Source organism: Janthinobacterium sp. 78, from assembly GCF_003096775.1.
In the GTDB taxonomy this organism is placed as follows: domain Bacteria; phylum Pseudomonadota; class Gammaproteobacteria; order Burkholderiales; family Burkholderiaceae_D; genus Janthinobacterium; species Janthinobacterium tructae.
On sequence record NZ_QENT01000001.1, the window covers coordinates 5,346,487 to 5,363,577 of the forward strand.

The window sequence follows — 17,091 nt, forward strand, 5'->3', positions numbered from 1 at the left end:
TTTCCTGGATTTACTCAGCTGCATTCTGCCGCAATATTACCCCACGCAAGCACGCCAACGGCGCACCGGCGCCGTGTTCCATGGCCTTGATACCGATCAAGTGGCCAGCGCCACCGCGGCCTAAGCTACAGACAAGGCCCAGGACAAGGAGAACGCCATGCCAGCCCACCTGATCATCGAAGACGGCCAGCCCTGGTGGTGGGACAGCGCCGATATCTGGGTCGTGCCGGGCAATGATCCGAATGGCCCGCCCGGCGCGCCCATTGCCGGCACCAGCAATTACCTGTGGGGCCGCGTGCACAACACGGGCAACAGCGCCTCGAACGGCGTGCGCGTGGACTTTTACTGGGCCGACCCGTCCGGCCAGATCGCCGTCGGCGCCGCCACGCAGATCGGTTCCGCGTTTGCCGACTTGCCGCCCGGCGCCACGCAGGAAGTGCTGTGCCTCGTGCCCTGGGTGCCCGTCATCGTCAATGGTGGCCACGAATGCCTGCTGGCCGTGGCCCACGGCGCGGGCGACATCAACCCGCTGCCCGACCCGCTGCCCAACGGTTTCCCCTTCCAGCCCAAACAGCACGAGCAGATCGCCCAGCGCAACGTCACCGTGGTGCTGGCGGCGCGGCGCGCGCAATTGCTGACCATCACGGTGGCGGCCCTGCCTCGTGCAGCCAGGAAAGTGGCATTGCACATTGAACAGGGCGGCGAACTGCCGCCGCGCCTGCTGGCCACCCTGGGCCTGGAAAAATGGCAGCCGGCCAGGGAAGCGCGCCTGATCGCGGGCCTGGCACGCACGCCCCACTGCAATGGCGATGTGCCCGGCGAGCAAAAACTGGCGCTGGAAGTGCCGCGTGGCCAGGCGCAGGCCGCGTACCTGAGCCTGCGCGCCGAAGCCTTGCCGCCACGCCAGTATGCGCTGCTGCGCGTGCTGGAGAGTCAGGATGGCAAGGTACTGGGCGGCGTCACGTATCTCGTCACCACTCCGGAGCAAGAACAAGCGCACGAGCAGGCGCAGCACAGCCCCGAGGAGCAAGCATCATGAGCGACACCCCCATGCAGGTGCTGACGCGGCCGTTCGCGATCGAGCCCGTCACCAACATCATGCTGCCCGATGGCATCTTTGACAATGCCATCTATGGCTTGCGCATCGCCGCCCACGTCACCAACATGTCCAGCAGCGCGCTGACGAATGTCACGGTGTACCTGGAAAGCGTGGGCGACCCCGGCATCGTGCCCGTGGCGCGCACCTTTTTCTTTGCCAGCATTCCGGCCGGCGCGGCCATGCTGGTGATGTGGGACGCCGACTTCCAGCATGCGGCGCCCGGCAAGAGACTCGTCAGCTTTGTCGCCAAGGCGGACGGCTATGCGCCGCGCCGCTCGATCCAGCAAATCTTCGTCTCGCAGACGCGCTTCGACAGCGCCACCAATACCTATACCTGCACGGTCGAGGAAGGCACGCTGGAACTGTCAAAACCACAAGGCCACATGCCCGGCAAGCGCTGGGGCAGCACGGGCACGGATGACAAAGGTGGGGCAAATGCGTGCCGCTGCCCGCCCGGCCTGGGCCCCATCGTGCCGACCGGCATGACCCTCGTCTGGACGCCGAACCCCGCCTATGCGGGCACGCATGGCGAGCTGCCGTTTTCCGACCCGTGGTGGAAGATACTCGCCATCATCATCGCCATCATCGCCGCGCTGGTCGCCATCATTGCCGCCGCACTCGGTTCCGGCAAGGCCAGTTTCAGCGTGGGCGGCAGCTTCGAGGAAACCGATCCCAGCGTCGATTGCTGTTCGCTCGAAGGGGCCGGCTCGGGCCAGCCCGAATTCACGGTGGCGGGCGTGGCCTCGGCCATCGCCTCGGGCGCCATCGCCGTCGCCTGCTCCGATATCGCGGACCCGTTCTGGCGTGGCCAGGAAGCAACACCACCGGCCGCCGGCGAACTGACCCTGGCCGAGCGCGTCGTGGCGAAATGGGTGCTGCCGGAAGCGCCGAATGCGGGCCTGCCCTACACGGCCGACATCAGCTGGGAGTATCAACGTTTCACCACGGGCGCCACCTACCAGCATGCGGTGACCGAAACGCAAGTCAACATCCACGTGGCGGGGCCCGTGGAAACGGATACGCCCGCCGTCGTGCAAGCGTACGAACCGCTGTGGATACGCGCCAGCTTCCAGCGCGACAATGGCAATGTGTTCCGCGGCACGGAGCTGTATGCCTTCGTGCTGTTCCAGGCACCGCAGGGCCTGTATTTCGTCGCATCGCTGACCGACGATGGCCTGGGCTTCGACCCGGGCGCCAACGACGGCGTGTACGCAGGCAGCCTGGACTTGAAACGGGCTTACCGCACCTTGCTGCAATATGATCAAAAAGTCTACGGCACCTGGAGAGTCTTCGTCTTCGCGCAAGACGTCAACCTGACCAAGCCGGGCACGCCGCCGGAAATCGCCGCCCAGCACATCGGCGGCATGTTCGTCGCCAGCGCCATCGAAATCACCTTCGACGACACCCTGCCCTGCCCGCTCAAGGCGCAGGCAAATATCGTCGTGGTGTAGGAATAAGCAAGGTCAGGCGTAGGTCGCGTAGGTCGGATTAGCGCGGCAAAGCCGCGCGTAATCCGACACATTGTTGGCTCCATTGTTGGCGCCATTGTTGGCTCCCGTATGCACACCTACACCTTGACGCTTTCAGACTTCGCGAGAAGCGTGCGCGGAATGATATCCGTTACCGGGCAAGTCTCCATCGCGTTCGAATACGCGAGCCAGCGCTGCAAGCTTTCCATGCGGCGAATGGTGATGCCCTTGCCATTGATATAGCCAATCTGCTCGAAATTGACGGGGCTGGTGGTCAGCTTCGACACGGTGGGCGCATTGTCGACCAGGCGGTCGTAGGCCTTGCGCGCCTTGTGCTCCCACTTGGCCAGCACGGGGTCGTCAAAGCGGTTGCTTTCAAAATACACGGTGATCGTGCGGTCGTGATTGGCAAAGCCGACGATCGCCGCCCCCTTGCGTATGGTCAGCAAGACATCTTCCTTGACGCCCGTAACGGGAACGAATACGGCAGCGCGCCCATCCGTATCTGGCCGCTCCATGGGAATATCTTGTCCGATTATGCTCATCACATCACACTCTTAGTCATCGCCTGTTGGCTTGTTGTCCCTGCATCACTGAAAGCGTGTCACCGTACGCATGCGCGGCTTTGCCGCTGCGCCGATGCGCGTCCAGGCTCGCTGCCATACCTTTTCATACCATTTATCAAATAATACATTGCCATAAAGCACTACACAAGATAATCAGGGCGCGGCAACCACAGGTCCTCCGCCGGACGGGGAATGGTATGCCCAGCCGCAATCGCCTTATAATGCTGCGATTCCTTCACGCCAGACACCTTCGCACCATGACGCTTCCCGAGAATGACACCAGCCGGCTCGACGCCATCAGCGCCGCCGCCACCGAAGTGGCCGCGCAAAACGTGGCCGACCTGCTGGCCATGGCCATCTGTCACCGCCCGGACGAACCGGCCCTGATCGTCTGCGACAAGCGCAGCTGGCTCAACGTGGTACTGACGGAAGCATATCGCCAGGCCTTGCCGGACGCGAGCTTCATCGATTTCGACGAGGTCACGCCGGACGCCGTGCTGGCCGCGTTTGCCGAACTGCCCGCCGGCAGTCTCGTCGTGCTGATCCAGTCGACCAGCTTCCGCCTGGAAGCGTTCCGCATCCGCATCGAGCTGTTCAAGCGGGGCCTGAAAGTGATCGAACACGTGCATCTGTCGCGCATGCCCGGCGTGCAGGGATTGCACTACATCGCTTCGCTGGCCTACGATCCCGCCTATTATCGCGGCGTAGGCCATGCACTGAAAGCGCGCATCGATCGCGCCCATCATGGCATGATCGACAGCGGCGGCGAGCAGCTGGTCTTCGCCTCGCCGTTCGAATCGGCCAAACTCAATATCGGCGATTATGCGGGGATGAACAATATCGGCGGCCAGTTCCCCCTGGGCGAAGTGTTTACGGAAGCGCAGGACCTGGAAGCGGTGAACGGGCGCGTGCGCATCTTCGTCTTTGGCGACACGCAGTTCATGGTCAACCGCCCCGACACGCCGATCACCCTGATCATCGACAAGGGCCGCGTGACGGGCACGGAAAACGCCACGCCAGAATTTACCGCCATGCTGGAGATCATCCGCGCGCATGAAGGCGAGGTGTGGGTGCGCGAACTGGGCTTCGGCATGAACCGCGCCTTTTCGCGCGAGCAGCTGGTCAACGATATCGGCACGTATGAACGCATGTGCGGCATCCATTTGTCGCTGGGCGCCAAGCACGGCGTCTACACCAAGCCGCAGTTCAAGCGCAAGGATGCGCGCTACCACGTCGATATCTTCGCCGTCACCGAGGCCGTTTACCTCGACGACGAGCGCGTGTACGCGGATGGCGCATGGACGCTGGAACCCGTCACCTTCAACTAAAAAATCCGGCCGCTGCCAGCTCGCGGTCCCATGGCGGCACGGGCTGGTATTCGGCCACCAGGAAATCGATCAGCGCGCGCACCTTCGGCGACATTTGCCGGCTGGCCGGATACAGCGCGCTCAAATGATTCAGCGGCAGCTCCCAGCCGGGCAGCACGGGCCGCAGGCTGCCATCGAGCAGATTGCGCCAGGCGAGGAAGGTGGTGCTGTAGACGATGCCCAGTCCCCGCAGCGCCGCCTGGTGCAGCACAAGGCCATTGTTCGCCGTGAAGCCCGCCTGCACGCGCACGCCCACTTCCTCGCGCTGTTCTCCCTCTCCCTGCTGGAAACGCCAGTGCGTGCCATCGGTCAGGTGGCTGAAATGCAGGCACTGGTGCTGCAATAAATCTTGTGGCGTCTGCGGCACGCCCCATTGCGCCAGATAGGCGGGACTGGCGCACAGCACGGCGCGGCACGGCGCCAGCGGGCGCATGGCCAGCGCGCTGCTGTCCGGGATGCCGCCCACGCGTATCGTCAAATCAAAACCGTGGCGTATCGGGTCGAGCAGGGCATCGTCGACAAACAACTCGGCCCGCACCTGCGGGTGCAGCAGGCTGAAACGGGCGACGGCATCGGCCAGCCACGCGCTGCCGAAACTCGATGGCGCCTGGATGCGCAGCGGTCCGGCCAGCTCCGCCCCCGCTCCCGTCTGCGCCACGTGCGCCACCATGCGCGCCGCTTCCTGCGCCTGACTGACGGTGGCCATGCACGGCGCCAGGTAGGCGCGCCCCGCATCCGTCAGACTCACTTCGCGCGTGGAACGGTGCAGCAGGCGCGCATGCAGGCGTTCTTCCAGCTGCATGATGGTCTTGCTGACCATGGCCCGCGTCAGGCCCAGGCGCTGCCCGGCCACGGTGAAGCTGCGCTGGCGCGCCACTTCGACAAAGATTTCCATCGCTTTTAGTTGATCCATGTCAAAGATTGTCTGCGTTTTGACGACAATCTGTCAACCGCTGGGCGATTGTTTGCCGCCCTCGCCCATCCTACAATGGCGCTTTCCATAGACCTTCCGGAGCCGCCGCCATGCTGACAATCTCACAACAAGAACAATACCAACGCGACGGCTACCTCATCCTGCCCGATTTCAAGGGAGCGGACGACATCGCCGCCTTGCGCGCGCGCGCCGAGCAGATTGTCAACGAATTCGATCCCAGCGTCAGCCAGTCCATCTTCACCACGCGCGACCAGGCGAAGAACACCAACGATTATTTTCTCGCCTCCGACAACACGATCCGCTGCTTCTTCGAGGAAGAGGCGTTCGGCGCGGACGGTCAATTAAAGCAGGCGAAATCCCTGTCGATCAACAAGATCGGCCATGCCATGCATGACCTGGACCCCGTCTTCCGCGCTTTTTCGGCCGACCCGAAACTGGCCGAGGTGGCGCGCGACCTGGGCCTGGCGGACGCTCAGGTCTGGCAATCGATGTACATATTTAAACAGCCCGGCATCGGCGGCGAAGTGCGCTGGCACCAGGACGCCACCTACTTCGAAACCACGCCGATCAGCGTGACCACGTTCTGGTTCGCGCTGGAAGACGCGACCCTGGACAACGGCTGCCTGTGGGCCGAACCGGGCGGCCACCGCGGCCCCCTGCGCGAACGCTTCATCCGCAACGGCGACGCCGTGCGCGTGGAAAAGCTCGACGCCATGCCCTGGCCCGACGACAGCACGGCCGTGCCACTCGAAGTGAAGGCGGGCGCGCTCGTCTGCTTCCACGGCTTGCTGCCCCATTACAGCGCGCCGAACCGCTCGCCCGTCTCGCGCCACGCCTACACCTTGCACGCCACCGATGGCCAGACGCAATACGCGGCGCACAACTGGATCCAGCGCGACGCGGCGTTCCCCGTGCGGGGCTTCGTCTGATGCGCATCGACGTCTTCGCCGCCCACTGGGGCAATAACGACCTGGCGCCCGAGGTCTTCATCGACAAGGTTCTGGCAGCCGGCTTTGACGGCATCGAGATGTCGCTGCCGCTGGACGCGGCCCTGCGCGAGGAATGGACGGACCGCATCGCCAAGGCGGGACTGCAACTGATCGCAGCGCAGTGGGAAACCGTGTTCCACAGCGACTTCGATCTGCACCGCGCCGCCCTGGCCGAGCTGCTGGAGAATGCCTGCCTGGCGCGCCCCGTGCTGGTCAACACGCACACGGGCAAGGATTACTACAGCCAGGCGCAAAACGCGCAGTTGCTCGACCTGGCCGCCGCCATCTCGGCCAGGCACGGCGTGCCCATCGTGCATGAAATTCACCGCAGCCGTTTTTCCGGCCACCCGATGCTGCTGCTGCCGTATCTGCAGCAGTACCCGGATTTGCCCTTGACGGCCGACCTGTCGCACTGGTGCTGCGCCTGCGAGTCCTTGCTGGAAGACCAGCCGCAGACCCTGGCGCAAGTGCTGCCGCTGGTGCGCCATGTGCATGCGCGCGTGGGCCACGCGCAGGGGCCGCAGGTGGCCGACTTCCGCGCGCCGGAAGCGAAGGCGGCGCTCGACGCCCACCTGGCGTGGTGGGATGCCATCGTCACCCTGCGCCGCGCGGCCGGCGCCGAGCGCATGACGTTCACGCCGGAATTCGGCCCCGCGCCGTACACGCAAACGCTGCCCTGGACGCAACAGCCGGTGAGCGACGCATGGGAACAGAACGTCGCCATGCTGCAGCTTTTACGCCAGCGCTATCCGGCGGATTGAGCAAGCGGCGGAAGCTGCGCAAAATTGGCCTGCACGAAATCGATGAAGACGCGCAGCGGCGCGGGCAGGTGGCGCCGGCCCGCATAGTATAAAAACGGACCAGGAAAGGGCATCGCCCAGTCTTCCAGCACGGGCTGCAGCTGGCCTGCATCGATATGCGGCTGCAGCCATTCTTCAAACAGATAGACGAGGCCATGGCCGGCAATGGCCATGCTGACCGCGAAATCGGCCGCCGTCGGCGTGACGATCATGGGGCCGTCCGGCTCGACGCTCACTTTTTGCCCGTCGCGCTCGAACTCCCACGGCGGAATCGCGCCACTGAGGAATTTTCCCAGCAGGCAGGCGTGCTGCAACAGGTCGCGCGGATGCACGGGTACGCCGCGCTGCGCCAGATAGGACGGCGCGCCCGCCACCGCGAAGCGCTGCGTGCGCGGCCCGATCGGGATGGCGATCATGTCCTGCTCCAGCCTTTCGCCATAACGGATGCCCGCGTCGCAGCCGCTGGCGACGACATCGACAAAATTATTATCGACCACCAGCTCGACCCTGATCTGTGGATAGGCGCGCAGGAACTGGTCGACCATGGGCTGCAGGAAGAAGCGCGCCGCGTTGACCGGCACGTTCAGGCGCAAGGTGCCGCGCGGGCTGTCGCGCAAGTCGTTCAGCACATCGAGCGCACTACTCACTTCATCGAGCGCCGGGCGCAAGCGCGTCAGCAGCAGCGCACCGGCTGCCGTTGGCGTGACGCTGCGCGTCGTGCGTTCCAGCAGGCGGATGCCCAGTTGCTGCTCCAGCCGCCGCAGCGCCTCGCTCAAGGCGGACGCGGATTGTCCGCTGGCGCGCGCGGCCTGGCGAAAACCCTGGTGCCGGGCCACCAGGGCAAAGGCGGACAAGTCGGCCATGGAAGGGATGTCTGCATGCATGAGGAAAGCTTTTATTGTGCGTAAATGAGTACAGCCTGTGCCGGATTGACCCGATTATCATACAGCGCAATCGGCCTTACGATGGCTGCTCCCTAATCGACCACCACACAGGAGCTACCATGCACGCATATTCCCCCGCCAGCGACCAATTCACGCCCGCCCGCTGCGACATCGCATTCAACCGCCTCGGCTACGGCGCCATGCAACTGGCCGGCCCGCACGTCTGGGGGCCGCCGAAGGACCGCGCCGCCGCCGTCGCCGTGCTGCGCGAGGCCATCGAACTGGGCGTCAACCATATCGACACGTCGGATTTTTACGGTCCGCACGTCACCAACCAGATCATCCGCGAAGCGCTGCATCCCTACCGCGACGGCTTGAGCATCGTCACCAAGATCGGCTTCGTGCGCGGCGCCGACCAGTCCTGGCTGCCGGCCGCATCGCCACAACAATTGCGCGCCGCCGTGCACGACAACCTGCGCAACCTGGGCCTGGACGTGCTCGACGTGGTCAACCTGCGCGCACCGGGCATGGCCGGCCCGGACGGCTCGTCGCTTGCCGAGCCGCTGTCCGCATTGGTGCAGTTGCAGCGCGAAGGCCTGGTGCGCCATATCGGCCTGTCCAATGTCGATGCCGGCCAGGTGGCCGAGGCACAGCGGCTCAGCCCCATCGCCTGCGTGCAGAACCACTACAACCTGGCGCACCGCGCGGACGATGCGCTGATCGACACCTTGGCCGCGCAAGGCATCGCCTATGTGCCCTTCTTCCCCCTGGGCGGCTTTTCGCCGCTGCAGTCCGATACCCTGAACCAGGTGGCGGCCGCCATGCAAGCGACGCCGATGCAGGTGGCGCTGGCCTGGCTGCTGCAGCGCGCGCCGAATATGCTGGTCATTCCCGGCACCTCGTCGGTGGCGCATCTGCGCGAGAACGTCGCGGCGGGCGCGCTCAGGCTCGACGCGCAGGCACTGGCAGCTTTGAACACCATGTAGCAGCGCCAGGCGGTGAGGTCGCTTGCAACTAAGTAGTGCACTATATATACTGTGCCCATGGATACCACCACTTCCCCCAACCCGCTGCACCAGGTGCCGCGCCTGGACAGCCAGCTGTGCTTTGCGCTGTACTCGACCTCACTCGCCATGAACAAGCTGTACCGCAAGCTGCTGCGTAAACTCGGCCTCACCTATTCGCAATACCTGGTGATGATGGTGCTGTGGGAGCGCGACGGCTTGACGGTGTCGGAAGTGGGCGAGCGCCTGTTCCTCGATTCGGCCACTCTGACACCCTTGCTCAAACGCATGGAGCAGTCGGGCCTGTTGACGCGCACGCGCGCCGCCAGCGACGAGCGCCAGGTCATCATTTCCCTGACCGCACAGGGCGACCAGTTGCGCCATGAAGCGGCCCTGCTGCCCGAAGCCATCCTGACGGCCAGCCACTGCAGCGTGGAGCAGGTTGTGGACATGAAACAACAACTGAACCAGTTGCGCGACAGCCTGATGAAAAGTGAGTAAAAACGCTGCTTTTCCGAGCAAAATAAGGTAAAGCATCGCCCTGGCAGCGCCAGGCAAAAGCTGGCGCAAAATCTGCCTTTCTTTATTACAAATCGATACAAGGATGGCCCCACCCTGCGTATAGAATAGTTGCCACTATTTCCTTACAACAACATCAGGGTGACCATGCGCATACCTTTCGGCTCCGTAGCCTCGTTGGCTCTGTGCTTTACCGTGTCGGCTTTCGCCGCCGAACCATTCGACGACAAGTTCCGCCAGCTCGAAGAAGTGCTGCCCACCCCGAATACCTACCGCACCGCCTCCGGCGCGCCGGGCCACGCTTACTGGCAGCAGCGCGCCGACTACACCATCCGCGCCACCCTCGATGAAGCCAAGCGCGAGATCGCCGGCAGCGGCAGCATCACCTACCATAACCAGTCGCCCGACACGCTCGGCTACCTGTGGCTGCAGCTGGACCAGAATATCTACAAGCCCGATTCCGACGCGCGCCGCATGGCCACGGCACCGTCGCGCCAGGCGTGGGCCAAAACGGCGGGCGACGAGACGATGAAGTTCGAAGGCTTGCGCGGCATCCTCGCGCGCGGCGACTTCCAGGGCGGCTTCCATATCCGTGCATTGAAAGGCGCGGACGGCCAGCCGCTGAAGTACGTTATCAACCGCACCATGATGCGCATCGACCTGCCACAGCCCTTGAAACCGGGCCAGGACTTTGTCTTCCAGATCGACTGGGATTACCGCATCAATGAACAGAAGGTGCTGGGCGGGCGCGCCGGCTATGAAGTCTTCGACGACAAGAACGCCCTGTTCGAAGTGGCGCAGTGGTTCCCGCGCATGGCGGCCTATTACGACGCGGCTGGCTGGCAGCACAAGCAGTTCCTCGGCTCGGGAGAATTCACGCTGGAATTTGGCGACTACGACGTGCAGCTGACGGTGCCTGCCGACCATATCGTCGCCGCCACGGGCGAACTGCAAAACCCGCAGGACGTGCTGTCTTCCGCGCAGCGCGAGCGTTTGGAACAGGCCCGCGGCAGCGACAAGCCCGTCGTCATCGTCACGCAAAAAGAGGCGGAAGCGGCCGAGAAAACGCTGAGCCGCGCGCAAAAGACGTGGCACTTCAAGGCGGCCAACGTGCGCGACTTCGCCTGGGCATCGAGCCGCAAGTTCATCTGGGATGCGCAAGGCTACAAGAAGGGCGGCAGCGATGTGATGGCCATGTCCTACTATCCGAAAGAGGGCAATCCGCTGTGGGAAAAATACAGCACGCAAGCCATCGTGCACACGATCGAACAGTACAACAAGTACAGCATCGACTACCCGTACCCGACGGCCATTTCCGTCAACGGCCCCGTGGGCGGCATGGAGTATCCGATGATCTCGTTCAACGGTCCCCGTCCGGTGAAAGACAAAAAGACGGGCGAGCTGACCTATTCGAAGCGCACAAAATATGGCCTGATCGGCGTCATCATCCACGAAGTGGGCCACAACTACTATCCGATGATCATCAACTCGGACGAGCGCCAATGGACCTGGATGGACGAAGGCCTCAACACCTTCGTGCAGTACCTGGCGCAGCAGGCGTGGGAAGAGAACTACCCGGCCTCACGCGGCGAACCGCGTGAAATCGTCGACTACATGCGTAGCCGCGACCAGGTACCCATCATGACCAATTCAGAATCCTTGCTGCAGTTCGGTAACAACGCCTACGCCAAGCCGGCGGCGGGCCTGAACATCCTGCGCGAAACCATCCTCGGACGCGAACTGTTCGACTACGCGTTCAAGGAATATGCGCAGCGCTGGAAATTCAAGCGCCCCACGCCGGCCGATTTTTTCCGCACCATGGAAGACGCCTCCGGCACGGACCTGGACTGGTTCTGGCGCGGCTGGTTTTATACCACCGATCCGGTCGACATCAGCATCGACGGCATCAGCGAATACGGCGTGAGTTCCAAAAATCCGGAAACGGAAAAAGCCTGGAAAAAGGCGCAGAAGGACGCCCAGCCGGAATCGGTCACGAGCCGCGCCAACAAGGGCATGCCGCGCCGCGTCGATGCGCATCCGGAACTGAAGGATTTCTACAACCAGCACGACGACTTCACGGTGACCAACAAGGACCGCAACGCCTACGCCGAAGCGCTGGCCGCTCTGGAACCGTGGGAAAAGGACTTGCTGAAACAGGGCAAGCACTTGTACCTGGTCGACCTGTCGAACCTGGGCGGCATGGTCATGCCCCTGATCCTGGAAATCGAACTGAAAAGCGGCAAAAAATACGTCGAGCGCGTGCCGGCCGAAGTGTGGCGCTACTCGCCGAAAAAAATCACCAAGGTCGTCATCACCGATGAACCGATGGTGGGCCTGGTGCAGGACCCGTACTGGGAAACGGCCGACATCGACACCAGCAACAATGCCTGGCCGAGAAAGATCACGCCATCGCGCCTGGAACTGTTCAAGAGCGAAAAATCGCCCAAGGATAACCTGATGCGCGACTTTCATACACCATTGAAAGGCAGCGGCTCGGCCAAGGGCGACGAGGCGTGACGCGCTGGCGCGCACTGGTTGCCGCCATGCTGGCCTGCGCCAGCATGGCCGCCGGCGCCCACAATTTCCACATGGGGATCGCCGACATCAGCTACAACGCGGCCAGCGGCAGCACGGAAGTGGTGCACACCTACACGGGCCATGACGTCGAGGCGCTGCTGACAAATCTGTACCAGCGCCGCTTCGACCTGGGCCAGGAAGACAGCGAAGCGGCCCTGCGCCGCTATGTGGAAAAACAGTTTTATCTCGTGGCGCCGGACGGCAAGCGATTGCGCCTGAACTGGGTCGGCATGAAGGTCAATGCCGACAACGTGGTGATCTTCCAGGAGATCGAGCACACGCGCCTGGCGCCGGCCACGCGCATCCATAACCAGTTGCTGACCGACTTCCTGCCCAGCCAGCGCAATACCCTCAACGTGCAGGACAGCGGCACCATCCAGACGCTGATATTCGACCACCAGAACACGGAACTGCCGATCCGCTAATCCCCGCTTCCCCCATACACCCATGACGCCACGCTCTCTTCCCCTGCTCCTCGCCGCCCTGTTTTCCGCCACCGCCACCCACGCCGACGACATCTTCCAGCGCGTGCTGGTCGACGGTTCGCGCCTGAACCAGCTGGGCGTGGCCGATTCGGCCAACGCGGGCAGCGTCACGCAACAACAGCTCGACGCGCGCACCAGCTACCGGCCCGGCGAATTGCTCGAAGCCGTGCCGGGGCTGATCGTCAGCCAGCATAGCGGCGAGGGCAAGGCCAACCAGTTCTACCTGCGCGGCTTCAACCTCGATCACGGCACGGACTTGCGCACCAGCGTCGACGAGATGCCCGTCAACCAGCGCAGCCATGGCCACGGCCAGGGCTGGACGGACCTGAACTTCCTGATCCCCGAACTGGCCATGCGCCTCGATTACAAAAAGGGCCCGTATGCGGCGGCGCAAGGAGATTTTTCCTCGGCGGGAGCGGCCTCCATCATCTATGCGAACCGCCTGACGCAGGGCATCGCCAGCGCGGGGATCGGACAAAACGGCTTTCGCCGCGCCCTGCTGGCCGATTCGTTTGATGCGGGCGACGGCAGCCTGCTGTACGCGCTCGAAGCGCAGCATAACGATGGCCCGTTCACGCAGCCGGACCGCTACCGCAAACTCAATGGCGTGCTGCGCTACAGTCAAGGCTATGCCAACAATGGCTTCAACGTCACGGCCATGGCGTACGACGCCAGCTGGCATGCCACCGACCAGATTCCGCTGCGCGCCGTGCAGGACGGTACCTTGGGCCGCTTCGACGCCATCGATGCCAGCGACGGCGGCAAGGCGCAGCGCTACAGCCTGTCGGGCGCCTGGCGCCAGACGACGGACGACATATCGTCCAGGGTCAGCGCGTATGTGATCGCCAACCGCCTGGCCCTGTTCTCGAATTTCACGTATGCGATGGAAGATCCGGTCAACGGCGACCAGTTCGCCCAGCCCGACCGGCGCGTGACGGCCGGCCTCGATGCCAGCCACACCTGGCACCGCCACACGGACAGGGGCAGCAGCGACACCACCATCGGCGTGCAGCTACAGAACGACAATATCCACAATGGCCTGTACCACACGCGCCAGCGCCAGATCGTGTCGACCACGCGGCAAGACCATATCGTCGAAACCAGTATCGGCGTGTATGGCGAAAACAGCACGCGCTGGTCGCGGTCGCTGCGCACAGTGGCCGGCCTGCGCGCGGACGCCTACCGCTTCGACGTGCGCAGCGACCGCGCCGCCAATTCGGGCCAGGCCAGCGACCATTTGTTCAGCCCCAGCCTGAGCGTGATCGCCGGCCCATGGCGCGAGACGGAAGCGTATCTCAACATTGGCAATGGTTTTCACAGCAACGACGCGCGCGGCACGACGATCACGCTCGACCCGAAGACGGGCGAGGCGGCCGACAAGGTCACGCCCCTGGTGCGCTCGCGCGCCCTGGAAGTCGGTTTGCGCAGCGCGGCCATCGCCGGCCTGCAAACCTCGCTGTCGCTGTACCGCCTGGACTTCGATTCCGAGCTGCTGTTCATCGGCGACGCCGGCGCCACCGAGGCGGGCCGCCCCAGCCGCCGCTACGGCATCGAGTTTTCCAGCTACTACAAGGCGGCCAGCTGGCTGTCGCTGGACCTGGACCTGGCATATGCGCGGGCGCGCTCGCGCGGCAGCGATCCGGCCGGCGACTTCATTCCCGGCGCCATCGAGGGCGTGGCCCAGCTGGCCATGACGCTGACGCCGCGCGGGCCATGGTCAGGCTCTTTGCGCCTGCGCTACTTCGGCCCGCGCCCCCTGACGGAAGACAACAGCGTGCGCTCCGCGGCCAGCGTGGGCTTGAACGGGCGCCTCGCCTACCAGATCGACAAGACCTTGCGCGTGGAGCTCGAAGGCTACAACCTGGCCAACCGGCGCGACTCGGCCATCGATTACTACTATGCCTCGCGCCTGCCCGGCGAGGCGCAGCCGGTCGACGATATCCACTTCCATCCCGTGGAATCGCGCTCGCTGCGCCTGACCCTGGTAAAGAATTTTTAACTCGGCAAGCATAATTCCTGGCGGACGTAACACACGAGTCGCCACGAAGTCGTAGAATGCCAGGCTGGATAAACTGAGACAGGGCGCCTTCCGGCCCGCACCGCCATGAGCACTTCCGCACCGATCTTTACCGACCCGTCCCACGTCAAGGACGCCTTGCGCGATGACGGCTATGCCGTCCTGCGCCCGCAGGACGTGGCCGCGCTGGCCGGCTGCCCGCTGGCTGCGCTGCGCGCGCTCGAACCGAGCTGGAACGCTCTGGCGCTGGACAACTACCTGAAGGATGGCGGCCGCTATCGCCGCCGGCGCCACTCGTGCTTCGTGCAGGATGGCGCGCGCCTGACGCAGACGGCGCACCGCCCGCACTGGCAACCGGTGGAATACAACGCCTTGCATGGCGGCATGCACCGCCTGTTCGAGCCGGTCGAGCCGGCCATCGTCGCGCAGCCAGCCTGGCAACAGCTGATCCGCGCGCTGGGTGACGCCTGCTCGCAGGTCAAGGGCAGCCAGCCGTGGTTCATCGAGGCGCACCAGTTCCGCATCGATACGACCGATGGCATTGGCCGCCCCACGCCGGAAGGCGCGCACCGCGACGGCGTTGATTTCGTCGCCGTCCTGTTGATCGGGCGCGAACAGGTGAAGGGCGGCGAGACGCGCATCTTCGAAGCCCATGGTCCCAACGGCAAGCGTTTTACCCTGACCGAGCCATGGTCGCTGCTGCTGCTCGACGACGCGGCGGTGATCCACGAATCGACGCCGATCCAGCCCATCGGCGAGCATGGCCACCGCGATACGCTGGTGCTGACGTATCGCGCAGGCCAGTTCCAGGGCGAAAACTGACAGGCGGCCACAGCATTCCCTGTGGCCAAAATAGTTACCTGGAAGTTACTTTTGCAGACCTAAATCCGATATAGTCGTACGATGTCGATATTGCGCGCTCACCGCGCCCAGCATCACCACACTGAAATTCTAGGAGAGGTCTGTGGACTCCAACAACCAAATCAAGCCTGACGAAATCGAGATCCTGATCGTCGAGGACAGCCCGACCCAGGCGGAGCGATTGCGCCGCCTGATCCAGTCGCTGCACTACAACGCGCGCGTGGCGTCGAATGGCCAGCTGGCCCTGGCCGCCATCCGCGAGCGCAAGCCGCACCTGGTGCTGTCCGATATCGTCATGCCTGAAATGAATGGCTACGACCTTTGCCGCGCCATCAAGTCCGATCCGACCCTGCGCGACATTCCCGTGATCCTCGTCACCTCGCTCAACGACCCGAAGGACATCATCCGCGGCATCGAATGCGGCGCCGACAATTTCATCCGCAAGCCCTACGCGGAAGACTACCTGCTCAACCGCATCAGCCACATGCTGATGAACCAGAAGCTGCGCAAGAACCAGAATGTGGAAATCGGCATCGCCCTGTACCTGGGCGACCAGAAGCACTTCATCAATGCGGAGCGCCAGCAAATCCTCGATTTGCTGATCTCCACCTATGAACAGGCAGTGCAGGTCAACGGCGAACTGCAGGCGCGTGAACGCCAGGTGATTGAATTGAACATGCGCCTAGCGCACCATGCGGCCGAACTGGAAACCATCAACCGCGAAATCGCCCTGAAAAACCTGGAGCTGGCCGAGGCGAGCCGCATGAAGTCCGCCTTCATCGCGAATATGTCGCATGAACTGCGCACGCCGCTGAACGCCATCATCGGGTTTACCGGCGCACTGCTGATGAAACTGCCCGGCCCCCTGACGTCCGACCAGGACAAGCAACTCAATACCATCCGCGCCAGCGCGCGCCATCTGCTCTCCTTGATCAACGACATCCTCGACGTGGCCAAGATCGAAGCGGGCAAGCTGACCCTGTCGATCGAGCCCGTGCACTGCCAGGAGCTGATGGCCGAAGTGGCCGACACCTTGCGCCCCCTGGCCCAGCAAAAGGGCCTGGCGCTGGAAATGGCACTGGGCGAAGCGGGCCAGCCGCCCGCCATCATCGACACGGACCGCCGCGCGCTGACGCAAATCCTCATCAACCTGCTCAACAACGCCATCAAGTTCACGGAACAGGGCACGGTGCGCATCAGCCTGTCCCAGCGCGAAGAAGACGGCGGACTGGTGACGGAAATGAGCATCGCCGACAGCGGCGCCGGCATCAAGGAAGAAGACCAGGCCAAGCTGTTCCAGGCCTTCTCGCAGCTCGATTCCACCTCCACGCGCCACGTGGAAGGCGCGGGACTGGGCCTGTACCTGTGCCAGAACCTGGCCAACGCCATCGGCGGGGCCCTGTTCTTCAATAGCGACTACGGCTCGGGCAGCACGTTTACGCTGGCCCTGCGCAGCAAGCCCTGATTCGGGTGCGCCGCAGCATAAATCTGGATTTTTTGCCATCTGAAGTAGATTGATA

General features: G+C 63.7%; 15 protein-coding genes. 12 read left to right on the plus strand and 3 right to left on the minus strand.

Features of this window, described 5'->3' with window-relative positions:
- Window positions 1-157: 157 nt before the first annotated feature.
- A complete protein-coding gene (locus tag C8C92_RS23555) occupies window positions 158-1,039 on the plus strand; it encodes a hypothetical protein (protein ID WP_099762362.1) in 882 nt (293 codons plus the stop codon).
- A complete protein-coding gene (locus C8C92_RS23560; RefSeq protein ID WP_116745387.1) occupies window positions 1,036-2,550 on the plus strand; it encodes a hypothetical protein in 1,515 nt (504 codons plus the stop codon). The genes C8C92_RS23555 and C8C92_RS23560 overlap by 4 nt, the downstream gene beginning before the upstream one ends.
- 116 nt (window positions 2,551-2,666) lie before the next feature.
- Here C8C92_RS23560 and C8C92_RS23565 read toward each other — a convergent pair whose 3' ends face one another.
- Window positions 2,667-3,086 (minus strand): hypothetical protein, encoded by a 420-nt coding sequence (locus C8C92_RS23565; RefSeq protein ID WP_116745388.1) that lies wholly within the window; start codon window positions 3,084-3,086, stop codon window positions 2,667-2,669.
- Between the two features lie 305 nt (window positions 3,087-3,391).
- On the opposite strand from C8C92_RS23565, the gene C8C92_RS23570 reads away from it, so the two are divergent.
- The gene (locus C8C92_RS23570) at window positions 3,392-4,462 is read left to right on the plus strand and encodes a hypothetical protein (protein ID WP_116745389.1); all 1,071 of its coding nucleotides are present in this window, start codon (window positions 3,392-3,394) and stop codon (window positions 4,460-4,462) included.
- On the opposite strand, the gene C8C92_RS23575 is transcribed toward C8C92_RS23570, so the two are convergent.
- Complete coding sequence (locus C8C92_RS23575) at window positions 4,455-5,414, minus strand: LysR family transcriptional regulator (protein WP_243420338.1); 960 nt, start codon at window positions 5,412-5,414, stop codon at window positions 4,455-4,457. The genes C8C92_RS23570 and C8C92_RS23575 overlap by 8 nt on opposite strands.
- A 110-nt stretch (window positions 5,415-5,524) precedes the next feature.
- Here C8C92_RS23575 and C8C92_RS23580 point away from each other — a divergent pair, with 110 nt between their 5' ends.
- Both C8C92_RS23580 and C8C92_RS23585 read left to right on the plus strand, forming a co-directional pair.
- Complete coding sequence (locus C8C92_RS23580; protein ID WP_099762357.1) at window positions 5,525-6,364, plus strand: phytanoyl-CoA dioxygenase family protein; 840 nt, start codon at window positions 5,525-5,527, stop codon at window positions 6,362-6,364.
- Window positions 6,364-7,185 carry a TIM barrel protein gene (locus tag C8C92_RS23585; RefSeq protein ID WP_099762356.1) on the plus strand — a complete coding sequence of 274 codons (822 nt, stop codon included), beginning with the start codon at window positions 6,364-6,366 and terminating at the stop codon, window positions 7,183-7,185. Before C8C92_RS23580 ends, C8C92_RS23585 begins: the two co-directional genes overlap by 1 nt.
- On the opposite strand, the gene C8C92_RS23590 is transcribed toward C8C92_RS23585, so the two are convergent.
- Window positions 7,170-8,108, minus strand: coding sequence for a LysR family transcriptional regulator (locus C8C92_RS23590; protein ID WP_207781039.1), 939 nt, complete (start codon window positions 8,106-8,108; stop codon window positions 7,170-7,172). The two genes, C8C92_RS23585 and C8C92_RS23590, sit on opposite strands and share 16 nt — an antisense overlap.
- Window positions 8,109-8,227: 119 nt before the next feature.
- Here C8C92_RS23590 and C8C92_RS23595 point away from each other — a divergent pair, with 119 nt between their 5' ends.
- The 7 genes from C8C92_RS23595 (at window position 8,228) to C8C92_RS23625 (ending at window position 17,036) form a co-directional block, all read left to right on the plus strand.
- Window positions 8,228-9,094 (plus strand): aldo/keto reductase family oxidoreductase, encoded by an 867-nt coding sequence (locus C8C92_RS23595; protein WP_116745391.1) that lies wholly within the window; start codon window positions 8,228-8,230, stop codon window positions 9,092-9,094.
- Between the two features lie 57 nt (window positions 9,095-9,151).
- The gene (locus C8C92_RS23600) at window positions 9,152-9,613 is read left to right on the plus strand and encodes a MarR family transcriptional regulator (RefSeq protein WP_099762353.1); all 462 of its coding nucleotides are present in this window, start codon (window positions 9,152-9,154) and stop codon (window positions 9,611-9,613) included.
- 165 nt (window positions 9,614-9,778) lie between these two features.
- Entirely contained in the window at window positions 9,779-12,148 is a 2,370-nt protein-coding gene (locus C8C92_RS23605) for a M1 family metallopeptidase (protein ID WP_116745392.1), read from the plus strand.
- Window positions 12,145-12,633, plus strand: coding sequence for a DUF6702 family protein (locus tag C8C92_RS23610; RefSeq protein ID WP_099762351.1), 489 nt, complete (start codon window positions 12,145-12,147; stop codon window positions 12,631-12,633). The genes C8C92_RS23605 and C8C92_RS23610 overlap by 4 nt, the downstream gene beginning before the upstream one ends.
- 22 nt (window positions 12,634-12,655) lie before the next feature.
- Window positions 12,656-14,692: a TonB-dependent receptor gene (locus C8C92_RS23615; RefSeq protein WP_116745393.1), complete on the plus strand. Its 2,037-nt coding sequence runs from the start codon at window positions 12,656-12,658 to the stop codon at window positions 14,690-14,692.
- Between the two features lie 105 nt (window positions 14,693-14,797).
- A complete protein-coding gene (locus C8C92_RS23620) occupies window positions 14,798-15,532 on the plus strand; it encodes a 2OG-Fe dioxygenase family protein (RefSeq protein WP_116745394.1) in 735 nt (244 codons plus the stop codon).
- A 142-nt stretch (window positions 15,533-15,674) separates the two neighbouring features.
- A complete protein-coding gene (locus C8C92_RS23625; protein ID WP_116745395.1) occupies window positions 15,675-17,036 on the plus strand; it encodes a response regulator in 1,362 nt (453 codons plus the stop codon).
- The last annotated feature ends 55 nt before the right edge of the window (window positions 17,037-17,091 follow it).